Consider the following 17,289-nt stretch of genomic DNA (forward strand, 5'->3'; position numbering starts at 1 on the left):
GAAGGAGATTGGCGGCTTTGCCGCCCTTTTCTCTCTCTGCGGACTCTGCGCTCTCTGCGCGAATATCCTCTTCTCCGCGCCTCCGCGTCTCCGCGTGAACTTTTTGAGCCGTTAGCACTCCATGCGACAGTTGACTTTTTCGGCGCATCCCCATAGTTGCGCCGCTTCGCGTCAACACGCCAAGATTTACGGACAGAGATCATGAAGATTCGCAACAGCCTGAAGTCGCTGAAGGACCGTCACCGCGATAACCGCGTTATCCGCCGCCGTGGCCGCACCTATGTGATCAACAAGACCAACCGCCGCTTCAAGGCGCGCCAGGGCTGATGTCCCGGCGCGGGGTGGTTTCACCCCGTTTGCTTTTGCTGAACAGCGTAACGCCGTCGGATGCTTCCGGCGGCGCTTTCGCGTGTCTGGAGGCTTCATGATTGCCCGTTGCGTGATTTTCGACGTCGGCCGCGTCCTGTTCGACTGGGATTTGCGCCACCTGTTCGCGAAGCTGATTGCCGACCAGGACGAGCTCGAATGGTTCGTCACCCATGTCGTGACGCCGCAGTGGCATTTCCAGCACGATGCGGGCCGCCCGCTCGCCGACATGCTGCCCGAGCTAAAGGCGGAATTTCCCGATCATGCGCCGCTGATCGATGCCTATGCGGCGCGTTTCAACGAAACGATCCCCGGCCCGATGCCGGGCAGCCTCGAACTGGTCGAGCGGCTCGATGCCGCGCGCGTGCCTTTGTTCGCGATCACCAATTTCGGGCATGAATTCTGGGAAGGCTTCCGCCCGACCCAGCCGATCTTCGACCGCTTCCAGGGCATTATCGTCTCCGGCACCGAAAAACTGATGAAGCCCGATCCCGCGATCTACCGCCTCGCAATCGACCGATTCGGCATCGACCCCGCGGGCGCGCTGTTCATCGACGATGTTACGGCGAACGTCGCGGGGGCCGAATCGGTCGGGATCGCGGGGCATCGGTTTGTCGATGCTGCGACGCTGGAGCGCGAGCTGGCTGGGCGAGGTTATTTAGGCGCCTAAATCTCGGTAGTCTCACATCCGGCGATTGCCCTATCAATCTGCCTGGTTAGCTTGAAGCCGATATAGTCCTTCTTACGTGTGGAGCGCCGGTAATAAACATTCCAATAGCTGGAAACGCGCTGCTTCGTCAGAAACCAATATGCGGGGTTTTCTCTAAGAAACTCAATTATTGGATCGGGGATCGAATCGTCAAATGCCTCCGCAACATCGCGTAAGATTTCGACCACATATTCGCCGATCAAGGCAACGATGAATGGCGCGGTCCAAGGTTCAACTTTGAGCAAAAGATCACGAACCGCTCGCTGCCGTTCGAACCCGTCGCTGCTACGGGATCTCAGGCATCGCACCATTAAACGAACATCGCCGCTCAATGCTTCGTCCGAATGATTGTTGCGGAAGCGCAGCCGCGCTGGAATTCGAATTGATTCTCCCCAAAGAGCGACTTCAAATTGCTCGGTCCATTGACTGGCTTGGAGCTGGACAGCGCTATAGATGGAAGCATCCATCGCCTGGTCACGCAGCGATAGAGGAAATGCTTCGCCCAGCTGATCGGCGCTCAAGCTCGTGTACATTTCCGCCATGACGCTAAGCCAACGCTCTACTTCTCCACCCCCAGCTGCGTCAGCACGAAGGCAAACTCCTCGGCATCCTCGCGTAGCGCGCCCCAGCGGCCCGATTTGCCCGCATGGCCTGCGCCCATGTTGGTGCGCAGCAGCAACGTCGCGTCGTTGGTGCGCGTCGCGCGCAGCTTGGCGACCCATTTGGCGGGCTCCCAATAGGTCACGCGCGGGTCGTTGAGCCCCGCCGACACCAGCATCGGCGGATAGGCTTTTGCCGTCACATTATCATAGGGGCTGTAGCTCAACATAAAGTCGAACGCTGCCTTGTCGGTGATCGGATTGCCCCATTCGGGCCATTCGCCGGGGGTCAGCGGCAGGGTTTCGTCGACCATCGTGTTGATCACATCGACAAAGGGCACGCCCGCGAGCACCGCGCCCCACAGCTCGGGCGCCTCGTTATAGACGACGCCCATCACCTGTCCGCCGGCCGAGCGGCCCTCGATCGAAATTTTGCCCGCGCTGGTATATTTGGCGGCGATCAAGCCTTTGGCGACGTCGATAAAATCGTTGAAGGTGTTCTTGCGCGCGGTCGTCTTGCCCGCGAGATACCAGGCGCGGCCCAGATCGTCGCCGCCGCGGACGTGGGCGATGGCATAGATCATGCCGCGATCCACAAGGCTGAGGCGCGTGGTCGAGAAACCCGGCGGCACGCGGTAGCCGTAGGAGCCATAGACATAGAGGTGCATCGGCGCGCTGCCGTCGCGCGGCGTGCCCTTCTTGTATACCAGCGATACCGGCACCGGAGTTCCGTCGCGTGCGGGCATATTTACCAGTTCGGTTACATATTCGTCATGGTTATAACCGGAAGGAATTTCCTGTACTTTCAGTGTTTCCAGTTTCTGGCTCGCGACATCGAAATCAAACACCGTGTCGGGGGTGACCATCGATTCATAGTCGAGGCGCAGCTTGTCCTGATGATATTCGGGATTGTCGCCGAGCCCCGCGACATAGGTCGTCTCGGGGAACTGGATGCGGCCGGGGGTCAGCGGCGCGTCATATCTGCGGATATCGACCTGATCGACGCCCTTTTCGCGCGCCTCTAGGACGAAATAGTCGCGGAAGATCGCGAGCCCGGTGATGTAGGTCGCGTCCGAACCGGGGATCAGCGTTTTCCATTCGCCGGGCTTGTCGAGGCTGGCGGTGGCGATGCGGAAGTTGGCATGTTCGTCGTTGGTATAGATGTAGAGCGTCCCCTCGCGCTCATCGACGCTGTATTCGCGGCCCTTTTTGCGTGCCGACACAAGCAGCGGCTTGGCCTCAGGATTGTCGGCGGGGAGCAGATAGACTTCGCTCGTCTCGTTATCGCCGGTCGCGATGACGATATAATTGTCCGCCGCGGTCTTGCCGATACCGACGCCGAAACCGATGTCGGCTTCCTTGTAGAGCAATTTGTCTTCGCTCAGCGGGGTACCAAGCTTGTGCAGGCGGACATTGTCGGTGCGCCAGTTTTCGTTGGCGAGGCCGTAGAGCAGCGCGTCGCTGTCCTCGGTCCACACCAGCGACGACAGGGTGCCGGGAATGACGTCGGGCAGCGCCTTGCCGGTGGTCAGATCGGTGAAGCGGACTTCGAAGCGTTCGGAGCCATTGTCGTCGACCGCATAGGCCATCAGCTTGCCGTTCGGGCTGACCGCCACGTCGGACAGGCGAAAATATTCCTTGTCCTTGGCCATCGCGACTTCGTCGAGGATCAGGACGGCATCACCGCCGGCGACGGGTTTGCGATACCATTTCTTATACTCGGCGCCTTCCTCATATTCGACCCAGTAAATCCAGTCGCCGTCCTTTTGCGGCACGCTCGAGTCGGCCTCCTTGATCCGGCCCTTCATTTCCTGGAACAGCGTTTCGACGAGTGCGGCATGCGGTTTCATCGCGGCGTCGAAATAGGCGTTTTCGGCTTTCACATAATCCAGCACGTCCTTGTCATCGATCACCGGATAGCTCTCGTCCTTCAGCCAGTGATAGGGATCGGACAATGTTTTGCCGTGCAGCACCGTCTCGTGCGGGCGCTTCTCGGCGACCGGGGCGGCGGGCAGGGCAGGCGTCGGGCTGGTCAAGGCGGGGTCTTTCTGTTGAGCAAGCAGGGGCGGTGACGCGACAAGCGGGGTGGCAATTGCCGCCAGAAACATCCAAATAGCGCGCATCGATAAATCCCCTGCGGTGTCGCCCGATTTGGGCGGGATCGCCCGCGATGTAGGAACAAGGAACGCGTCATGTCCAGCCCCGTCCATGCAGAACGCCTCGCCCGCGTCCGCGCCGAACTCGCCGCGCGCGGCCTCGACGGCTTTGTCGTGCCGATCAGCGACGAGCATATGAGTGAATATGTCGGCGATTATGCGCAGCGCATGGCGTGGCTGACCGGCTTTGGCGGCTCGGCGGGGACGGCGGCGGTGCTGCCGTCCAAGGCCGCGGTGTTCGTCGATGGGCGCTATACGGTGCAGGTGCGCGACCAGGTCGACGGGTCGCTGTTCGACTATGTCGGGGTGCCGCAGTCGAGCGTGGCCGAGTGGCTGGGCAGCCACGTCAGCGCGGGGCAGAAGATCGGCTTCGATCCCTGGCTGCACGGCATCGACTGGGCGCGGTCGCTGGGGCGCGCGCTGACCGCCAAGGGGGCGCAGCTGGTGGCGGTCGACAAGAATCCGCTCGATGCGGCGTGGGACGATCAGCCGGCGCCGAGCGCTGCGCCGATCGCGGTGCACGATGTCGCGCTCGCCGGGCAGAGCGCGGTCGAGAAGCGCGAAGTGATCGCCGATTGGCTGAAAGCGAACAGCCTCGATACCACGGTGATGACCGCGCTCGACTCGATCGCGTGGACCTTCAACATCCGCGGGTCCGATGTCAGCCACACCCCGGTCGGGCTGGCTTTCGCCTTGCTTCACGCCGACGCGACCGCCGACCTGTTTATTGCGCCCGAGAAGGTCACCGACGCGGTGCGCGCGCATCTGGGCAACAGCGTGCGGATCCATGACCGCGATGCGTTCGAGGCGGCGCTTGCCGACCTCAAGGACAAGAAAGTTGCGGTCGATCCCGATCGGGCGGTCGCCGCGATCTTTACCGCGCTGGAAGCGGCCGGCGCGAAGATCGAGCGCCACCGCGATCCCGCGGTGCTGCCCAAGGCGATCAAGAATGACGTCGAACTCGGCGGTACGCGCGCCGCGCATGTCCGCGACGGCGTCGCGGTGGCGCGCTTCCTGCAATGGATGGAGGATGTTGCGCCGCAGGGCGGGCTCGACGAACTCGGCGCCGCGGCGAAGCTGCGCGAATTTCGCGAGGAGGGCGGCGGGCTTGTCGACCTGTCGTTCGACACGATCTCGGCCGCGGGGCCGAACGGCGCGCTGCCGCATTACAAAGTCGATGCGACGACCAACCGCGCGATCGAGACCGGCACGCTCTATCTGGTCGATTCGGGTGGGCAATATGCCGACGGCACGACCGACATCACGCGCACGATCGCGATCGGCGCGCCGACCGCCGAAATGCGCCGCCGCTTTACCCAGGTGCTCAAGGGCCACATCGCGCTTGCCACCGCGCGCTTTCCAAAGGGCACGCGCGGCAGCCAGCTCGACATATTGGCGCGCCAATATCTGTGGGCCGACGGGGTCGATTATGCGCATGGCACGGGCCATGGGGTCGGGACGTATCTGGCGGTGCACGAGGGCCCGCAGCGGATCGCCAAGCCCGCGGGTGGGCAAGCGGGGACCGAGGAGCCGCTGCACGCGGGGATGATCCTGTCGAACGAGCCCGGCTATTACAAGGCGGGCGCGTTCGGCATCCGGATCGAAAATCTGGTCATCGTCGTCCCGGTCAGTATCGACGGCGCCGAAGAGGATATGCTGGGGTTCGAGACGATCACCTTTGCCCCGATCGCCCAGAATCTGGTCGAAACCGCGTTGTTGTCGTTCGCCGAGGCCGACTGGCTCGACGCTTATCATGCCGCGGTGTTCGCCAAGCTGTCGCCGGGAATGGATGCAGACGAGCGGGCCTGGCTCGAAGCGGCGTGCGCACCGCTCGATCGCACCCCCGCGGCGCTCGCGGCCTGACGCGGTGATGGACCGCAGCAACTGGGACGTGCCGCTGGACGATTTTCGCGTCCGCGAAACGGTGCGCGTACGTTTCAACGAGATCGACGGCCAGAACATCGTCTTCAATGGCAATTATCTGGTCTATGCCGATATCGGAGTGACCGAGTATTTCCGCGCTCTGGGCGAAGGGCAGCCTGGCCCCTATTTTCACCAATATGGTACAGACATTCGCGAGACGCGGTGCGAAATCGAATATCATGCCCCCGCGCGGCTCGACGAGCGGATCACTATCGCAGCGCGGGTGAGCCGGTTCGAACGCACAAGCTTCACGGTGCATTGCGCGATTTTTCGCGATGCCGAACGATTGACCGATATCGCGATCAGCTATGCGCATATCGACCTCGACAGTGGTGGCGCGACCGCGCTGCCGGGCAGCTTTATCGCCGAAGTGCGGCGATTCGAAAAGCGGACACCGCTTCAGGCGTGATTCGCGAATCACCGGCCGATGGAGAATATCCCCATCTCTCAACCAAAAAGGTCGAAAAAAAAGGGCCACCCGAGGGTGGCCCATGAAAGTTTTGGGAGAGGATGCCTAAAAGGCATGCTCATATTGCAGCGCACAAAAAATTGTGCAACTGCGAAATAAGCATCTGCACTTGCATTTTTTGCAATCGTCAGCATGTTTGCAATCGTCCGGCGCAATCGCCCGCCCTCTCGCAAATTGCGACAAGATCGCCTAAATTGGTCGCATGGGAATGTTCAACACTGTCGATGTCGGTGGCGGCCTGTCGGATTTCTGGGCCTATATCCGCGAACCACGCCCGCATCGCTGGGCCAGCTGGGGGGTGGCGATCACCCTGCCCATCGTGATCTTCTACGGCTTTTCCGAGCATCTCATCCCATATGAGAAAGAGAAGACCAAGATCATCTATTTCGAAAACTGGACGCAAGACCGCAGCGCGGCAGAGATTCGTGCCGAATGGGTCGCGCGCGCCAAGGCCACGACGCGCGCCAATGCCGAAAAGCGCGCCGAATATCAGCGGCTGGCCGACATGATGGGGGTCGAATATGATTCGGCCGAAGCCGACAAGGTGACCCGCGAAACGCTGGGCGAAGCCGAGGCGGCTGCGGCCAAGCAGAAAAAGCCGGTGGCCGTCCCGCGCTCGACCCTCGCCGAGCGCGCGGCGCGCGGACCGCAAGCCCAAGCCGCCGACTGAGCGCATGCAGCGCCCGCCCGCCGATGCCGACTGGATGGCGGCCGCCATCGCGCTGTCGCGGCGCGGTCGCCCGGCGTCGGCGCCCAATCCCAATGTCGGCTGCCTGATCGTGAGCGACGGCCGCGTTGTCGCGCGCGGCTGGACGCAGGCCGGCGGGCGGCCGCATGCCGAGGCGGTTGCGCTGGCGGCAGCGGGCGAAGCAGCGCGCGGCGCCACCGCCTATGTCACGCTGGAACCTTGCGCGCACGCCAGCCCGCGCGGCCCGGCGTGCAGCGACACGCTGATCGCCGCGGGCATCGCGCGCGTCGTTGTCGCGGCGCAAGATCCCGATGCCCGCACCGACGGCAAGGGTATCGCGCGCCTCCGTGCGACGGGGATCGCGGTCATCGAGGGCGTCCTGCCCGCCGAGGCGCGCGCCGCGATGGCGCCCTGGTGGACCCGGCAGGCGGCCCGTAGGCCCTTCGTCACGCTCAAGCTGGCGACCTCGCTCGACGGCTGCATTGCGATGGCTGACGGATCGAGCCACTGGATCACCGGGGAGCGCGCGCGCGCGTACGGCCACCTCGAACGCGCGAACCATCAGGCGATCCTCGTCGGGCGCGGCACGCTGGTGGCTGACAATCCTCGGCTCGATGTGCGACTGGCCGGATTGGAGGATCGCAGTCCGAAGAAGCTGCTGCTGACCTCGGGCAAAGCGCCCGAAGGCTGGAGTGCGGTTTCTTCGCCCGAAGCGATCGACGATGTCGATTCGGTGCTGGTCGAGGGCGGCGCCGGGGCGGCTGCGGCCTTCCTCGCCGCCGACCGCGTCGATCGGCTTTTGCTCTACCGCGCGCCGATCCTGATCGGCGGCGGCAAGCCCGCGCTCGGCGACATCGGCCTGACCGATCTGGCCGACGCGCATGGCCGCTGGCGCCAGACCGACAGCCGCCTGCTTGGCAGCGACCGGCTCGACGTTTACGAGCGGGTCAGAGAAGGATAAGCGCTCCCCATGTTCACCGGCATCATCACCGACATCGGCACTGTTCGCTCGCGCGAGGATCGCGGCGACGCGCGGCTGATCATCGGCACGACCTATGACACCACCACCGTCGATCTGGGGGCGTCGATCGCCTGTTCGGGCGCGTGCCTGACCGTGGTCGATAAGGGCGCCGATGCAGACGGGCATTGGTTTGCGATCGACGCCAGCGCCGAAACGCTCGCTTGTACCGCGCCGGGCATGTGGGACGCGGGGCGCCGCCTGAACCTCGAGCGTGCATTGAAGGTCGGCGATGAGCTGGGCGGGCATATCGTTACCGGGCATGTCGATGCGGTGGGGACGATCGTGTCGGTCGTGCCGATCGGCGACAGCGTGACGGTCACCGTCGCGGCGCCCGCCGCGCTGGCGGCGCATATCGCGCCCAAGGGATCGATCACCGTCGACGGGGTATCGCTGACCGTGAACGACGTCACCGACCAGTCCGACGGCAGCGCTTATTTCACCCTCAACATCATCCCGCACACGCAGGCGATGACAACGCTCGACGAAGCGGCGGCGGGGCGGCCGGTCAATCTGGAGATCGACATTCTGGCGCGCTATCTGGCGCGGATGCAGGCGCGGGGATAGGCGGGCTTCAAAGGTCGGTTGTGAGAATGTCTCACGCAAAGGCGCAAAGGCGCGAAGAGGAAAAAGTCAGCGCGGCGGGCCTTTCGATAATCTCACACAAAGACACAAAGATGGCGGTCTTCTCGAACACCGTCGCGCGCAAACCACGCGAAGCGCCATTTTGATGGTCGCCTGCGGCGACAAGCGACGGCCGCGGAAAATCACGCCCTCTTTGTGACTTTGTGTGAGATTCTTCTTCTTTGCGCCTTCGCGCCTTTGCGTAAGATAATATTCCCGCGCCGACGCGAGCGGCATCAACCCTCGACCCACCCCGCCGCCAATTCAGGGTCAGCCGCCACCATTGACCGCCGCATCGCGAGCCTCCCGATCCGCAGCAGTTCGGCCTTGCGCCGCGCAGGAGCGAGGTTGCAGCTTGCGGCTTCGCGCACAACTGCTGCGCCATAGCGGTCGGCGATGATCAGGCCGGAAGTTTCGGGGCGATAGTCCGCGGTGTCGAGGATTGCGGGGTCCAGTCCCGACGCCAGCGCCCAGTAAAAATTGTCGCACCAGTCGCAATAGTCGGGCCATTTGCCGTCGCCGTGCAGGTCGGCGCGGCTGACCTTGATCTCGACGATGGTGATCTGGCCCTTGGCATCGATGGCGGTGAGGTCGGTGCGCCGTCCGTTGGGCAACGGCACTTCGGGAATTGCGACCAGCCCCGCCTGCGCGAACAGGCGGCACACGCCGCGCGCGACGTCCGCGGCGGTGATCTGTTCGCTCAGCATCGTGTCAGTTTATCGTCAGAACGGGACGTCGTCGTCCAGATCGTCGTCGAACGGCGGGCGTCCGCCGCCACTGCCGCCGCCGGACGATCCGCCGGAGCTGCCGCCCTGGTTCCAGCCGCCGCCCGATCCACCGCCCGAGCCGCCGCCGCCGCCCCAGCTATCCTCGCCGCCGCCGCCGCGCGATCCGCCGCCCCCGCCGCCGGGCGCGCCGTCCAGCATGGTCAGATTGCCGCCCATGCCTGCGATCACCACTTCGGTGGTATATTTGTCGTTGCCGTCGCGGTCCTGCCATTTGCGGGTGCGCAGCGAGCCTTCGATATAGACCTTCGAGCCCTTTTTCAGATAGCGTTCGACCACCCCGACCAGCCCTTCGCCGTTGATCACGACATTATGCCATTCGGTGCGCTCCTTGCGCTCGCCGGTCATCCGGTCCTTCCACTGTTCGCTGGTCGCGATGCGGATGTTGGCGATCTTGCCGCCATTCTGGAACGACTTGATTTCGGGGTCGGCGCCCAGATTGCCGATCAAAATTACCTTGTTGACGCTGCCAGCCATGCCGCTCCGCTCCGCTTGAATGTTGGAAGGATCAGCCTAGTCCAAAGGCAACGGCTGTCCAGTAGGTGATGCCCGCAGCGGCATAGGCGAGCGCGAACAAATAGCCAACCATGAACAGCGGCCATTTCCACCCATTGGTCTCGCGCCGGGTGATCGCGATTGTCGAAATGCACTGCGGCGCGAACACGAACCACGCGAGAAAGGCGAGTGCGGTCGCGATGCTCCAGCGGCCCGCGATGCGGTCGCCGAGCTGCTCGGCCATCGCTTCCTCGTTGTCACCGGCGTCAATCGCGTTCGCGGTCGCCATCGCGGAAACCGCGACCTCGCGTGCCGCCATCGCGGGGATCAAAGCGAGCGCGATATCGTGGTTGAAGCCGATCGGCGCGACGACGACCTCCAGCCCGCTCGCGATGCGGCCGCCAATGCTATATTCGACCTGACTCTGTCCCGGTGGCGCCTGCGGAAAAGTCAGAAGAAGCCACAGGATGACCGTCGTCGCCGCGATGATTGTGCCCGCGCGGCGCAGAAATATCCACGCGCGTTGCCATAGCGCAATGGCGATGTCCGCGGGCCGCGGCCATTGGTAACGCGGCATTTCCATCATGAAGCCCGTCGCATTGCCCTTGGTCACCGAACGGCGAAGGACGAGCGCGACGAGCAGCGCGCCGATGATACCGCTGAGAAACAGCCCGAAGAGTACGAGCCCCTGTAGCCCGATCGGTGTCCCTCCGACCTTCTGCGCCGGGATGAAGGCGCCGATGATCAGCGTGTAGACCGGCATGCGCGCTGAACAGGTCATCAGCGGCGCGATCAATATCGTCGTCAGCCGGTCCTTCTCGTCAGGGATAGCGCGTGTCGCCATGATGCCGGGGACCGCACAGGCGAAACTCGACAAGAGCGGGATGAAGCCGCGCCCCGAAAGGCCGACCTTGCCCATCAGCCCGTCCATCAGGAACGCCGCGCGTGTCATATAGCCCGACGCTTCGAGCAGCAGGATGAACAGGAAGAGGATCAGTATCTGCGGCAGGAAGACGACGACTGCGCCGACGCCTGCCAGCAGTCCTTCGACCACCAGTCCGCGCAGGAAATTGTGCGGAAAGCTATTGACCACCCATGTCTGGATCACGCCGATCCCGCCTTCGAGCGCGTCGGCGAAAGGCGTCGCCCACGAAAAGACCGCTTGGAACATCACGAACATCAGTGCGACGAGAAGGATGAAGCCGCCGACCGGATGAAGCACGACATTGTCGACGCGCCCGGTCCAGCGGCGCACCGGGGTTTCGGACAAGGTCGCGGCGCGCGCGATCGCCTTGGCGCGCTGGTGCAGCGCGGCGTCGGAGGGGGGCGGGGCGGGTTGCGCCGTCGCCTGCGTCTGGTGCGACAGGATCGCGCCGTCGACCGCGGCGAGCAGGTCGGTCAGCCCGCGCTTGCGCACCGCGACGGTCGGTACCACCGGGACGCCGAGTTCGCGCGACAGGATCGCGGGGTCGAGCACCAGCCCGTCGCGTTCCGCCAGATCGAGCATGTTGAGCGCGACCACCGTCGGCAGCCCGAGCGCGATCAGTTCGAGCGCGAAGCAGAGATGATTGTCGAGATTGGCGGCATCGACGACGACGACCAGCGCATCGGGGCGCCGCTCGCCCGCCTGCTGGCCCAGCACGACATCGCGCGTCACCGCCTCGTCGGGGCTGGCGGGGGTCAGGCTGTAACTGCCGGGCAGGTCGACCAGCGACAAGGGGCGCCCGTCGGCAAAACTGGCGTGGCCGGCTTTGCGTTCGACGGTGACGCCGGGATAATTGGCGATTTTTTGCCGCGCGCCGGTCAACGCATTGAACAGGCTGGATTTGCCGGCATTGGGATTGCCGACCAGCGCGATCGTCGGGATGGCCGCGGTCATGGCGCGGTCGGCGCCACTTCGATCATCGCCGCCTGCCGCGCGCGGATGATCACTTGCATCCGCCCGACCGCCAACGCCAGCGGATCGCGCGAAAACAGGCTGCCGCGGTGCAGCGGGGTGACGTCGATCCCCTCCATCAAGCCGAATTCGCGCAGCCGCCGCCCCTCGTCATGCGACATCTGATCCCAATCGATACGGGAAATGCGGACAGCAACGCCGAGCGGCGCAGAATCGAGCTTTGCGTTCATTTGCGAGCGATTATCAATAACGGCGGGTTAGCGCCAGTTGTTTATCGCCGACGTGTTAGCGCCCCGGATAACGCAGCCGTCCGACGAAGCGGGCGAAGCTGGGGCGTTCGGTGCTGCGCGAGGCGCGGCGATATTTCCAGCTTTCGAAGCGCATCACCTGATCGATGCGGCGGGCCAGAAAGGCGCGGGTGTCGGCGAAACCGTCGCTCTCGTCGTTCAGGAACACCGCCATCGTCGATGCGTAGACGGCGCCCAGGATCGCGCGCTTGCTGTAATGATTATAGTCGGTCGCGGTGTCGCCGGCGAGCCGCCACATGATATCGGCGCTGCGCCAGCCGAGCTTGGCCGCGAACGGGACATTGGTCGGCAGCGCCAGCAGCGCGAGGGCGCGGCGCAGCGCCTCGCGGTCGGGGGCGAGCAGGTCGATGCGCGTTTCGACGAGGGTGGTGATGCGTTCGCGGATTTTCAGCGTCGCCAGTTTCTCGGCGGGCCATTTCGCCGCCATGCGATCGTCGATGTCGGCGAACCAGGCGTCGACCATGTCGCGTCCGCCGCCGGGGAAGGCGAGGCGGGCGACGTCGGGATCGACCGCGGCGCGGCGCGCGGCGTCGGCGAGCGCGGCGGCGCCGAAGCCGTCGAACGCCGCCGACGAGGCGATCAGCGGCGCGAGCGCGGCGCGAATTTCGTCGAGGGTCGGATCGGCAGGGAGCATTGAAGCCATAGGCATCAGATAGGCGACGCGCGGCGGTTCGGCAACCGGATCAGCACCAGCGCCGCGCCGACGAGCATGCCGCCAAAAATATCGATCGGGCCGAGCAGCTCGCCGAACGCCAGCCACCCCGCCAACGCCGCCACCGCGGGCTGGACCAGCAGGGTCAGCCCGATGACGAGCGGCGAAAAGCGCGGCAGCGACCAGGTCATCAACCCCTGGCCGATAATCTGGCTGGTCAGCGCGAGCAGGATCAGCGGGGTCCAGTTCTGCGGCATGATCGTCTCGCCCAGCGCCAGCGCGGTGGCGAGCAGGATCGGGACGCAGACGACTGATGATATGGCAAGCGCGGTCCAGGGTTCGAGCGCTCCGCGCACCCGCAGCATCAGCAGGACGTAAACGGTGTAGAGTACACCCGCGAGCAGGCTGAGCAGGTCGCCGACGAGGTAGGCAGGCGACAGTTCGTAGCTTTGCCCCATGAGTAGCGCCGACCCGGCAAAGGCGAGCAGGATCGCCAGCGCCTGCCACCCGCGCGGCCAGCTGCGCGCGAGGAAAATGCCCCAGATCACCAGCAGCAGGCTGGCGCAATTGCCGAACAGCGTCGCGTTGGCGACCTTGGTCTGGAGGATGCCGATATGCCAGGCGGCGAGGTCGAGCGCGAAAAAGATGCCCGCGGCGCTGGCGACGACGATGGCATTGCGCGGCGGCAATCGCCCGCCGCTCTCGCGCCACGCCAGCGCGAGCAGGAAGGGCAGTGCAATCGCCATGCGCCAGAAGGCCGAGGCGGTGGGTCCGGTATCGGCAAGGCGGACGAGCAATGCGCCAATCGACAGCGCGATATTGCCCGCGAGCAGCGCCAGAAACGCCCAGCGTCCCGCGTTCGGCACGGCGGCATCTTTCGCGTCGAGGCTTTCGATCTTGGCTGTCATTTAGATTTTCTTTTGATACTCACCATTGTGCAGGCACCGCAGCGTCCATAGCTTTGCGGGCCATAGCGGCGCCCCGATCGGTCGTCGCCGGAAAATTGGAACGTGGAGGATTTATGGCCGTATCGCTTTTCGACCCGATCAAGCTGGGCGCCATCGAGGCGCCGAACCGCATCATCATGGCGCCGCTGACCCGCGGCCGCGCCGCGGCTGGGTTCGTCCCGACCGAGCTGGCGGTCGAATATTATCGCCAGCGCGCCTCGGCGGGGCTGATCATTTCGGAAGCGACCGGCATTTCGCAGGAAGGCCTGGGCTGGCCGTCGGCGCCCGGGCTTTGGACCGATGCGCAGGTCGAAGGCTGGAAGCCGGTCACCGACGCCGTCCATAAAGCGGGCGGGCGGATCGTCGCGCAGTTGTGGCACATGGGCCGCCTCGTCCATTCGGTGTTCAACGATGGCAAGCCGCCAGTGTCCGCCTCGGCAACGCAGGGCGAGGGCCGCGCACACACCCCGGTCGGCCGCCGCGATCTGGAAGTCGCGCGCCCGCTGGAACTAGCCGAAATTCCGCGGTTGATCGCCGATTACGCCAAGGCCGCCGAGAATGCGAAGCGCGCCGGGTTCGACGGGGTCCAGCTTCACGGCGCCAATGGCTATCTGATCGACCAGTTCCTGCGCGATAACAGCAATTTGCGCGATGACGACTATGGCGGCCCGGTCGAAAACCGCATCCGCCTGCTGCGCGAAGTCACCGAAGCACTGATCGGCGTCTGGGGCGCCGACCGCGTCTCTGTCCGCCTGTCGCCCAATGGCAATTCACAGGGCGTCGATGACAGCAATCCTGAGCCCTTGTTTACGGCTGCCGCCTCAGCGCTCGACACGCTCGGTATCGGTTTCCTCGAACTGCGCGAGCCCGGCCCTGACGGGACGTTTGGCAACACCGACGTGCCGAAGCAGTCGCCCGCGATCCGCAAGGTGTTCAAAGGCCCGCTGATCCTCAACAGCGACTATGATGTCGCCAAGGCCGAAGCGGCGCTGGCGAGCGGCGTGGCGGACGCGATCGCCTTTGGTCGCCCCTATATCAGCAATCCCGATCTGGTCGAGCGGATCAAGAGCGGCGCCGCATGGGCCGCAGATAACCCGCAGACCTGGTATTCGCCGGGGGCGGAAGGTTACACCGACTATCCGGCGCTGGTGGACGCGTAATTTACATCGTCGCCCCCGCGAAGGCGGGGGCCGCTATCGGTTTTCGCAACGAGGCGGAATGAGGCTCACAACGGCCCCCGCCTCCGTGGGGGCGACGATCAATTTCTCTCCGCTATCGCCTTGTCGACGATCCCGGCGCCCAGCGGGCCGAGGATGTTGCTGCCGAAACGGAACAACAGGAAGGCGCCGACGAATAGCAGGAGCGGTTCGATGACGAGCGCGACGATCGCGGCGATCACCGCTATGACGAACAATGTCACAAAACCGCCGCTCAGCACCTGCTGCCCCTTGGGACCAAGCTCGATCGTGCGCGGACCTTTGCTATCCCACCATTTGCCCGTGACGATCGTCTTGCGGGCGCCGCTTTGCGGTGCGGGACGGTTCGGGATGCGGGCCGGTGCGTTGGCCTTCGGCGCGGGCCGGTCGCTTTGGGCTGGCGACCAAGGGCGGTTGCCCTGCTCGGCTGTCGCGGCGACTGCGCGTGGTTTGGCGGCAGTACGCGCTGCCGCTTGCGGCTGGACGGGTGCCGGCCGCGCGCTTAGTCCCGATTCGGCGCGCGCCGCCGCCGAAAGGTCGGGCGCATTCGTCCGCGGTTCGGGACGGATCGGTTCGATGCCCAGATTGCGGTCATGAATTTCCATCCGCTCGGCAGCGGTCAGCGGCGTCTGGCCGGTTTCGCGGTCGATCACCACCAGCCGCCCGCCGCGCTCGACGACAGAAAAACGGCTGGGAGGTGCGCCATCAACCAATGCCGAATTGTTCCTTCAGAGCCAGCATGGCGAGCGCGGCCTTCGCCGCTTCGCCGCCCTTATCCTTGCGCGTCTTGTCGGCGCGCGCAAGCGCCTGTTCGTCATTCTCGACCGTCAGGATGCCATTGCCGATTGCAAGACCATCGAGCGTCAGCGCCATGATGCCGCGCGCGCTTTCGTTCGACACCACCTCGAAATGATAGGTTTCGCCGCGAATGACGACGCCGAGCGCGACATAAGCGTCAAAGCGGCCGGTATCGACGGCGAGCGAGATTGCGGCCGGGACTTCGAGCGCGCCGGGGACGGTCACCGTCTCATGGCTATGCCCGTCGGCCTCAAGCGCACTGCGCGCCCCGTCGAGCAGCATGTCGTTGAGCTCTGAATAGAAACGGGCTTCGACGATCAGTATATGCGCCATTATGCGGCCTCCCCGGGGATGGAACGTTCGCCGACGACCGACAGGCCATAGCCCTCCAGCCCGACCAGATTGTTGTGCGAAGGCGTCAGCAGCTCCATCGCGTGGACGCCGAGATCGGCGAGGATCTGCGCGCCGATGCCATAGGTGCGAAGGTCCATGCCCCCCGACGGCGGCGGAATTTCCTCGGCTGCCGCCGATCCGGGCAGCGGGCGCATCAGCATGACGATGACCCCCGATCCGGCCTCGCCAATCGCTTCCATCGAGCGTTGCAGGCGGCGCTTCTTCGGCCCCGGACGACCCATCAGGTCGTCGAACAGCGACACCGGGTGCATCCGGACCAGCGTCACCGCGGCGGGATCGATCGCGCCCTTTTGCAGCACCAGATTGACGCTGCCGTCGATCTTGTTGCGATAGGATTTGAGCCGCCAGTCGCCGCCATAGTCCGATTCGAACGGATCGTCGGCGACGCATTCGATCAGCCGGTCGTTGCGGTGGCGATAGGCGATCAGGTCGGCGATCGTGCCGATCTTGAGCCCGTGGCGCCGCGCAAAGGGAATCAGGTCGTCGAGCCGCGCCATCGACCCGTCGTCGTTCATGATTTCGCAGATCACCCCCGACGGGTTGAGCCCGGCGAGGCGCGCAATGTCGACCGATGCCTCGGTATGTCCGGCGCGGACCAGCACGCCGCCGTCGCGCGCGATCAGCGGGAAGACATGGCCAGGGGTGACGATGTCATCGCGGCCCTTGGCACCGTCGATCGCGACCGACACGGTGCGCGCACGATCGGCGGCCGAAATGCCCGTCGTCACGCCTTCACGCGCCTCGATCGAGGTGGTAAAGGCGGTTTCGTGGCGGGTGCCGTTGGCGCGGCTCATCAGTTCAAGCCCGAGCTGATCGACGCGCGCTTTGGTCAGGGTCAGGCAGATCAGTCCGCGACCGTGGGTCGCCATGAAATTGATCGCATCGGGGGTCGCCATCTGCGCCGGGATGACCAGATCGCCCTCATTCTCGCGGTCCTCGTCATCGACCAGAATGAACATGCGGCCGTTACGCGCCTCGGCGATAATCTCTTCGGGGGTCGCCATCGGCGACAGGTCGCTGCCGTGCGCCAGCCAGTTTTCCAGCTTGCGCAGCGTGTCGGCGGTCGGGTTCCAGCCGGGCGAGTCGAGGTCGCGCAGGCTGTTGGCGTGGAGGCCCGCGGCGCGCGCCAGGCCAGAGCGCGACATGTTGCCGTCATCGACAATGGCGCGGATGCGATCAATGAGCTGTGTGGACATGAAGCCCATGTCTCACACTGTGATGTGAATGTCAATCAAGACATCACAT

19 protein-coding genes are annotated in these 17,289 nt (G+C 64.6%); 8 read left to right on the forward strand and 11 right to left on the reverse strand.

Annotated elements, in window-relative coordinates; genetic code table 11:
• Window positions 1–201: 201 nt before the first annotated feature.
• Together ykgO and VGN68_RS16805 are read left to right on the forward strand one after the other, a co-directional pair.
• A complete protein-coding gene (ykgO, locus tag VGN68_RS16800; RefSeq protein WP_003046794.1) occupies window positions 202–327 on the forward strand; it encodes a type B 50S ribosomal protein L36 in 126 nt (41 codons plus the stop codon).
• Window positions 328–424: 97 nt separating this feature from the next.
• Window positions 425–1,036: an HAD family phosphatase gene (locus VGN68_RS16805; RefSeq protein WP_327478226.1), complete on the forward strand. Its 612-nt coding sequence runs from the start codon at window positions 425–427 to the stop codon at window positions 1,034–1,036.
• On the opposite strand, the gene VGN68_RS16810 is transcribed toward VGN68_RS16805, so the two are convergent.
• Together VGN68_RS16810 and VGN68_RS16815 are read right to left on the reverse strand one after the other, a co-directional pair.
• A complete protein-coding gene (locus VGN68_RS16810) occupies window positions 1,033–1,617 on the reverse strand; it encodes a hypothetical protein (RefSeq protein ID WP_327478229.1) in 585 nt (194 codons plus the stop codon). The two genes, VGN68_RS16805 and VGN68_RS16810, sit on opposite strands and share 4 nt — an antisense overlap.
• Before the next feature lie 17 nt (window positions 1,618–1,634).
• A complete protein-coding gene (locus tag VGN68_RS16815) occupies window positions 1,635–3,797 on the reverse strand; it encodes a S9 family peptidase (protein WP_327478231.1) in 2,163 nt (720 codons plus the stop codon).
• Between the two features lie 69 nt (window positions 3,798–3,866).
• On the opposite strand from VGN68_RS16815, the gene VGN68_RS16820 reads away from it, so the two are divergent.
• From VGN68_RS16820 to VGN68_RS16840, 5 genes are all read left to right on the forward strand, one after another.
• Window positions 3,867–5,693, forward strand: coding sequence for an aminopeptidase P family protein (locus tag VGN68_RS16820; protein ID WP_327478233.1), 1,827 nt, complete (start codon window positions 3,867–3,869; stop codon window positions 5,691–5,693).
• A gap of 7 nt (window positions 5,694–5,700) precedes the next feature.
• Window positions 5,701–6,162 carry a thioesterase family protein gene (locus VGN68_RS16825; RefSeq protein ID WP_327478235.1) on the forward strand — a complete coding sequence of 154 codons (462 nt, stop codon included), beginning with the start codon at window positions 5,701–5,703 and terminating at the stop codon, window positions 6,160–6,162.
• Between the two features lie 262 nt (window positions 6,163–6,424).
• Window positions 6,425–6,892, forward strand: coding sequence for a hypothetical protein (locus tag VGN68_RS16830; RefSeq protein ID WP_293704729.1), 468 nt, complete (start codon window positions 6,425–6,427; stop codon window positions 6,890–6,892).
• A gap of 4 nt (window positions 6,893–6,896) precedes the next feature.
• Window positions 6,897–7,871: a bifunctional diaminohydroxyphosphoribosylaminopyrimidine deaminase/5-amino-6-(5-phosphoribosylamino)uracil reductase RibD gene (gene ribD / locus VGN68_RS16835; protein ID WP_327478242.1), complete on the forward strand. Its 975-nt coding sequence runs from the start codon at window positions 6,897–6,899 to the stop codon at window positions 7,869–7,871.
• 9 nt (window positions 7,872–7,880) lie between these two features.
• Window positions 7,881–8,495 (forward strand): riboflavin synthase, encoded by a 615-nt coding sequence (locus VGN68_RS16840; protein WP_327478244.1) that lies wholly within the window; start codon window positions 7,881–7,883, stop codon window positions 8,493–8,495.
• 293 nt (window positions 8,496–8,788) lie between these two features.
• On the opposite strand, the gene VGN68_RS16845 is transcribed toward VGN68_RS16840, so the two are convergent.
• The 6 genes from VGN68_RS16845 to VGN68_RS16870 are packed head-to-tail and all read right to left on the reverse strand — an operon-like array spanning window position 8,789 to window position 13,597.
• Window positions 8,789–9,259: an MmcB family DNA repair protein gene (locus tag VGN68_RS16845; RefSeq protein ID WP_327478246.1), complete on the reverse strand. Its 471-nt coding sequence runs from the start codon at window positions 9,257–9,259 to the stop codon at window positions 8,789–8,791.
• Between the two features lie 15 nt (window positions 9,260–9,274).
• On the reverse strand, window positions 9,275–9,814 hold the full coding sequence (ssb, locus tag VGN68_RS16850; protein WP_327478248.1) for a single-stranded DNA-binding protein: 540 nt from the start codon (window positions 9,812–9,814) through the stop codon (window positions 9,275–9,277).
• Between the two features lie 31 nt (window positions 9,815–9,845).
• Entirely contained in the window at window positions 9,846–11,711 is a 1,866-nt protein-coding gene (feoB, locus tag VGN68_RS16855) for a ferrous iron transporter B (protein ID WP_327478250.1), read from the reverse strand.
• Complete coding sequence (locus VGN68_RS16860) at window positions 11,708–11,959, reverse strand: FeoA family protein (RefSeq protein WP_327478252.1); 252 nt, start codon at window positions 11,957–11,959, stop codon at window positions 11,708–11,710. Before VGN68_RS16860 ends, feoB begins: the two co-directional genes overlap by 4 nt.
• A gap of 55 nt (window positions 11,960–12,014) precedes the next feature.
• Window positions 12,015–12,680 carry a COQ9 family protein gene (locus tag VGN68_RS16865; protein WP_414713052.1) on the reverse strand — a complete coding sequence of 222 codons (666 nt, stop codon included), beginning with the start codon at window positions 12,678–12,680 and terminating at the stop codon, window positions 12,015–12,017.
• A 5-nt stretch (window positions 12,681–12,685) separates the two neighbouring features.
• A complete protein-coding gene (locus tag VGN68_RS16870) occupies window positions 12,686–13,597 on the reverse strand; it encodes a DMT family transporter (RefSeq protein WP_327478256.1) in 912 nt (303 codons plus the stop codon).
• Between the two features lie 113 nt (window positions 13,598–13,710).
• Between VGN68_RS16870 and VGN68_RS16875 the strand changes: the two genes are divergently transcribed.
• On the forward strand, window positions 13,711–14,796 hold the full coding sequence (locus VGN68_RS16875) for an alkene reductase (protein WP_327478259.1): 1,086 nt from the start codon (window positions 13,711–13,713) through the stop codon (window positions 14,794–14,796).
• A 98-nt stretch (window positions 14,797–14,894) separates the two neighbouring features.
• On the opposite strand, the gene VGN68_RS16880 is transcribed toward VGN68_RS16875, so the two are convergent.
• Genes VGN68_RS16880 through ribB form a run of 3 tightly spaced genes read right to left on the reverse strand, consistent with a single transcriptional unit; the run spans window position 14,895 to window position 17,240 of the window.
• Window positions 14,895–15,545 carry a hypothetical protein gene (locus tag VGN68_RS16880; protein WP_327478261.1) on the reverse strand — a complete coding sequence of 217 codons (651 nt, stop codon included), beginning with the start codon at window positions 15,543–15,545 and terminating at the stop codon, window positions 14,895–14,897.
• On the reverse strand, window positions 15,538–15,963 hold the full coding sequence (ribH, locus tag VGN68_RS16885; protein ID WP_293701509.1) for a 6,7-dimethyl-8-ribityllumazine synthase: 426 nt from the start codon (window positions 15,961–15,963) through the stop codon (window positions 15,538–15,540). Before ribH ends, VGN68_RS16880 begins: the two co-directional genes overlap by 8 nt.
• Window positions 15,963–17,240, reverse strand: coding sequence for a 3,4-dihydroxy-2-butanone-4-phosphate synthase (gene ribB / locus VGN68_RS16890; RefSeq protein WP_327478264.1), 1,278 nt, complete (start codon window positions 17,238–17,240; stop codon window positions 15,963–15,965). The genes ribH and ribB overlap by 1 nt, the downstream gene beginning before the upstream one ends.
• Between the last annotated feature and the right edge of the window lie 49 nt (window positions 17,241–17,289).

Origin of the sequence: Sphingopyxis sp. (assembly GCF_035998965.1) — a bacterium.
GTDB lineage: Bacteria > Pseudomonadota > Alphaproteobacteria > Sphingomonadales > Sphingomonadaceae > Sphingopyxis.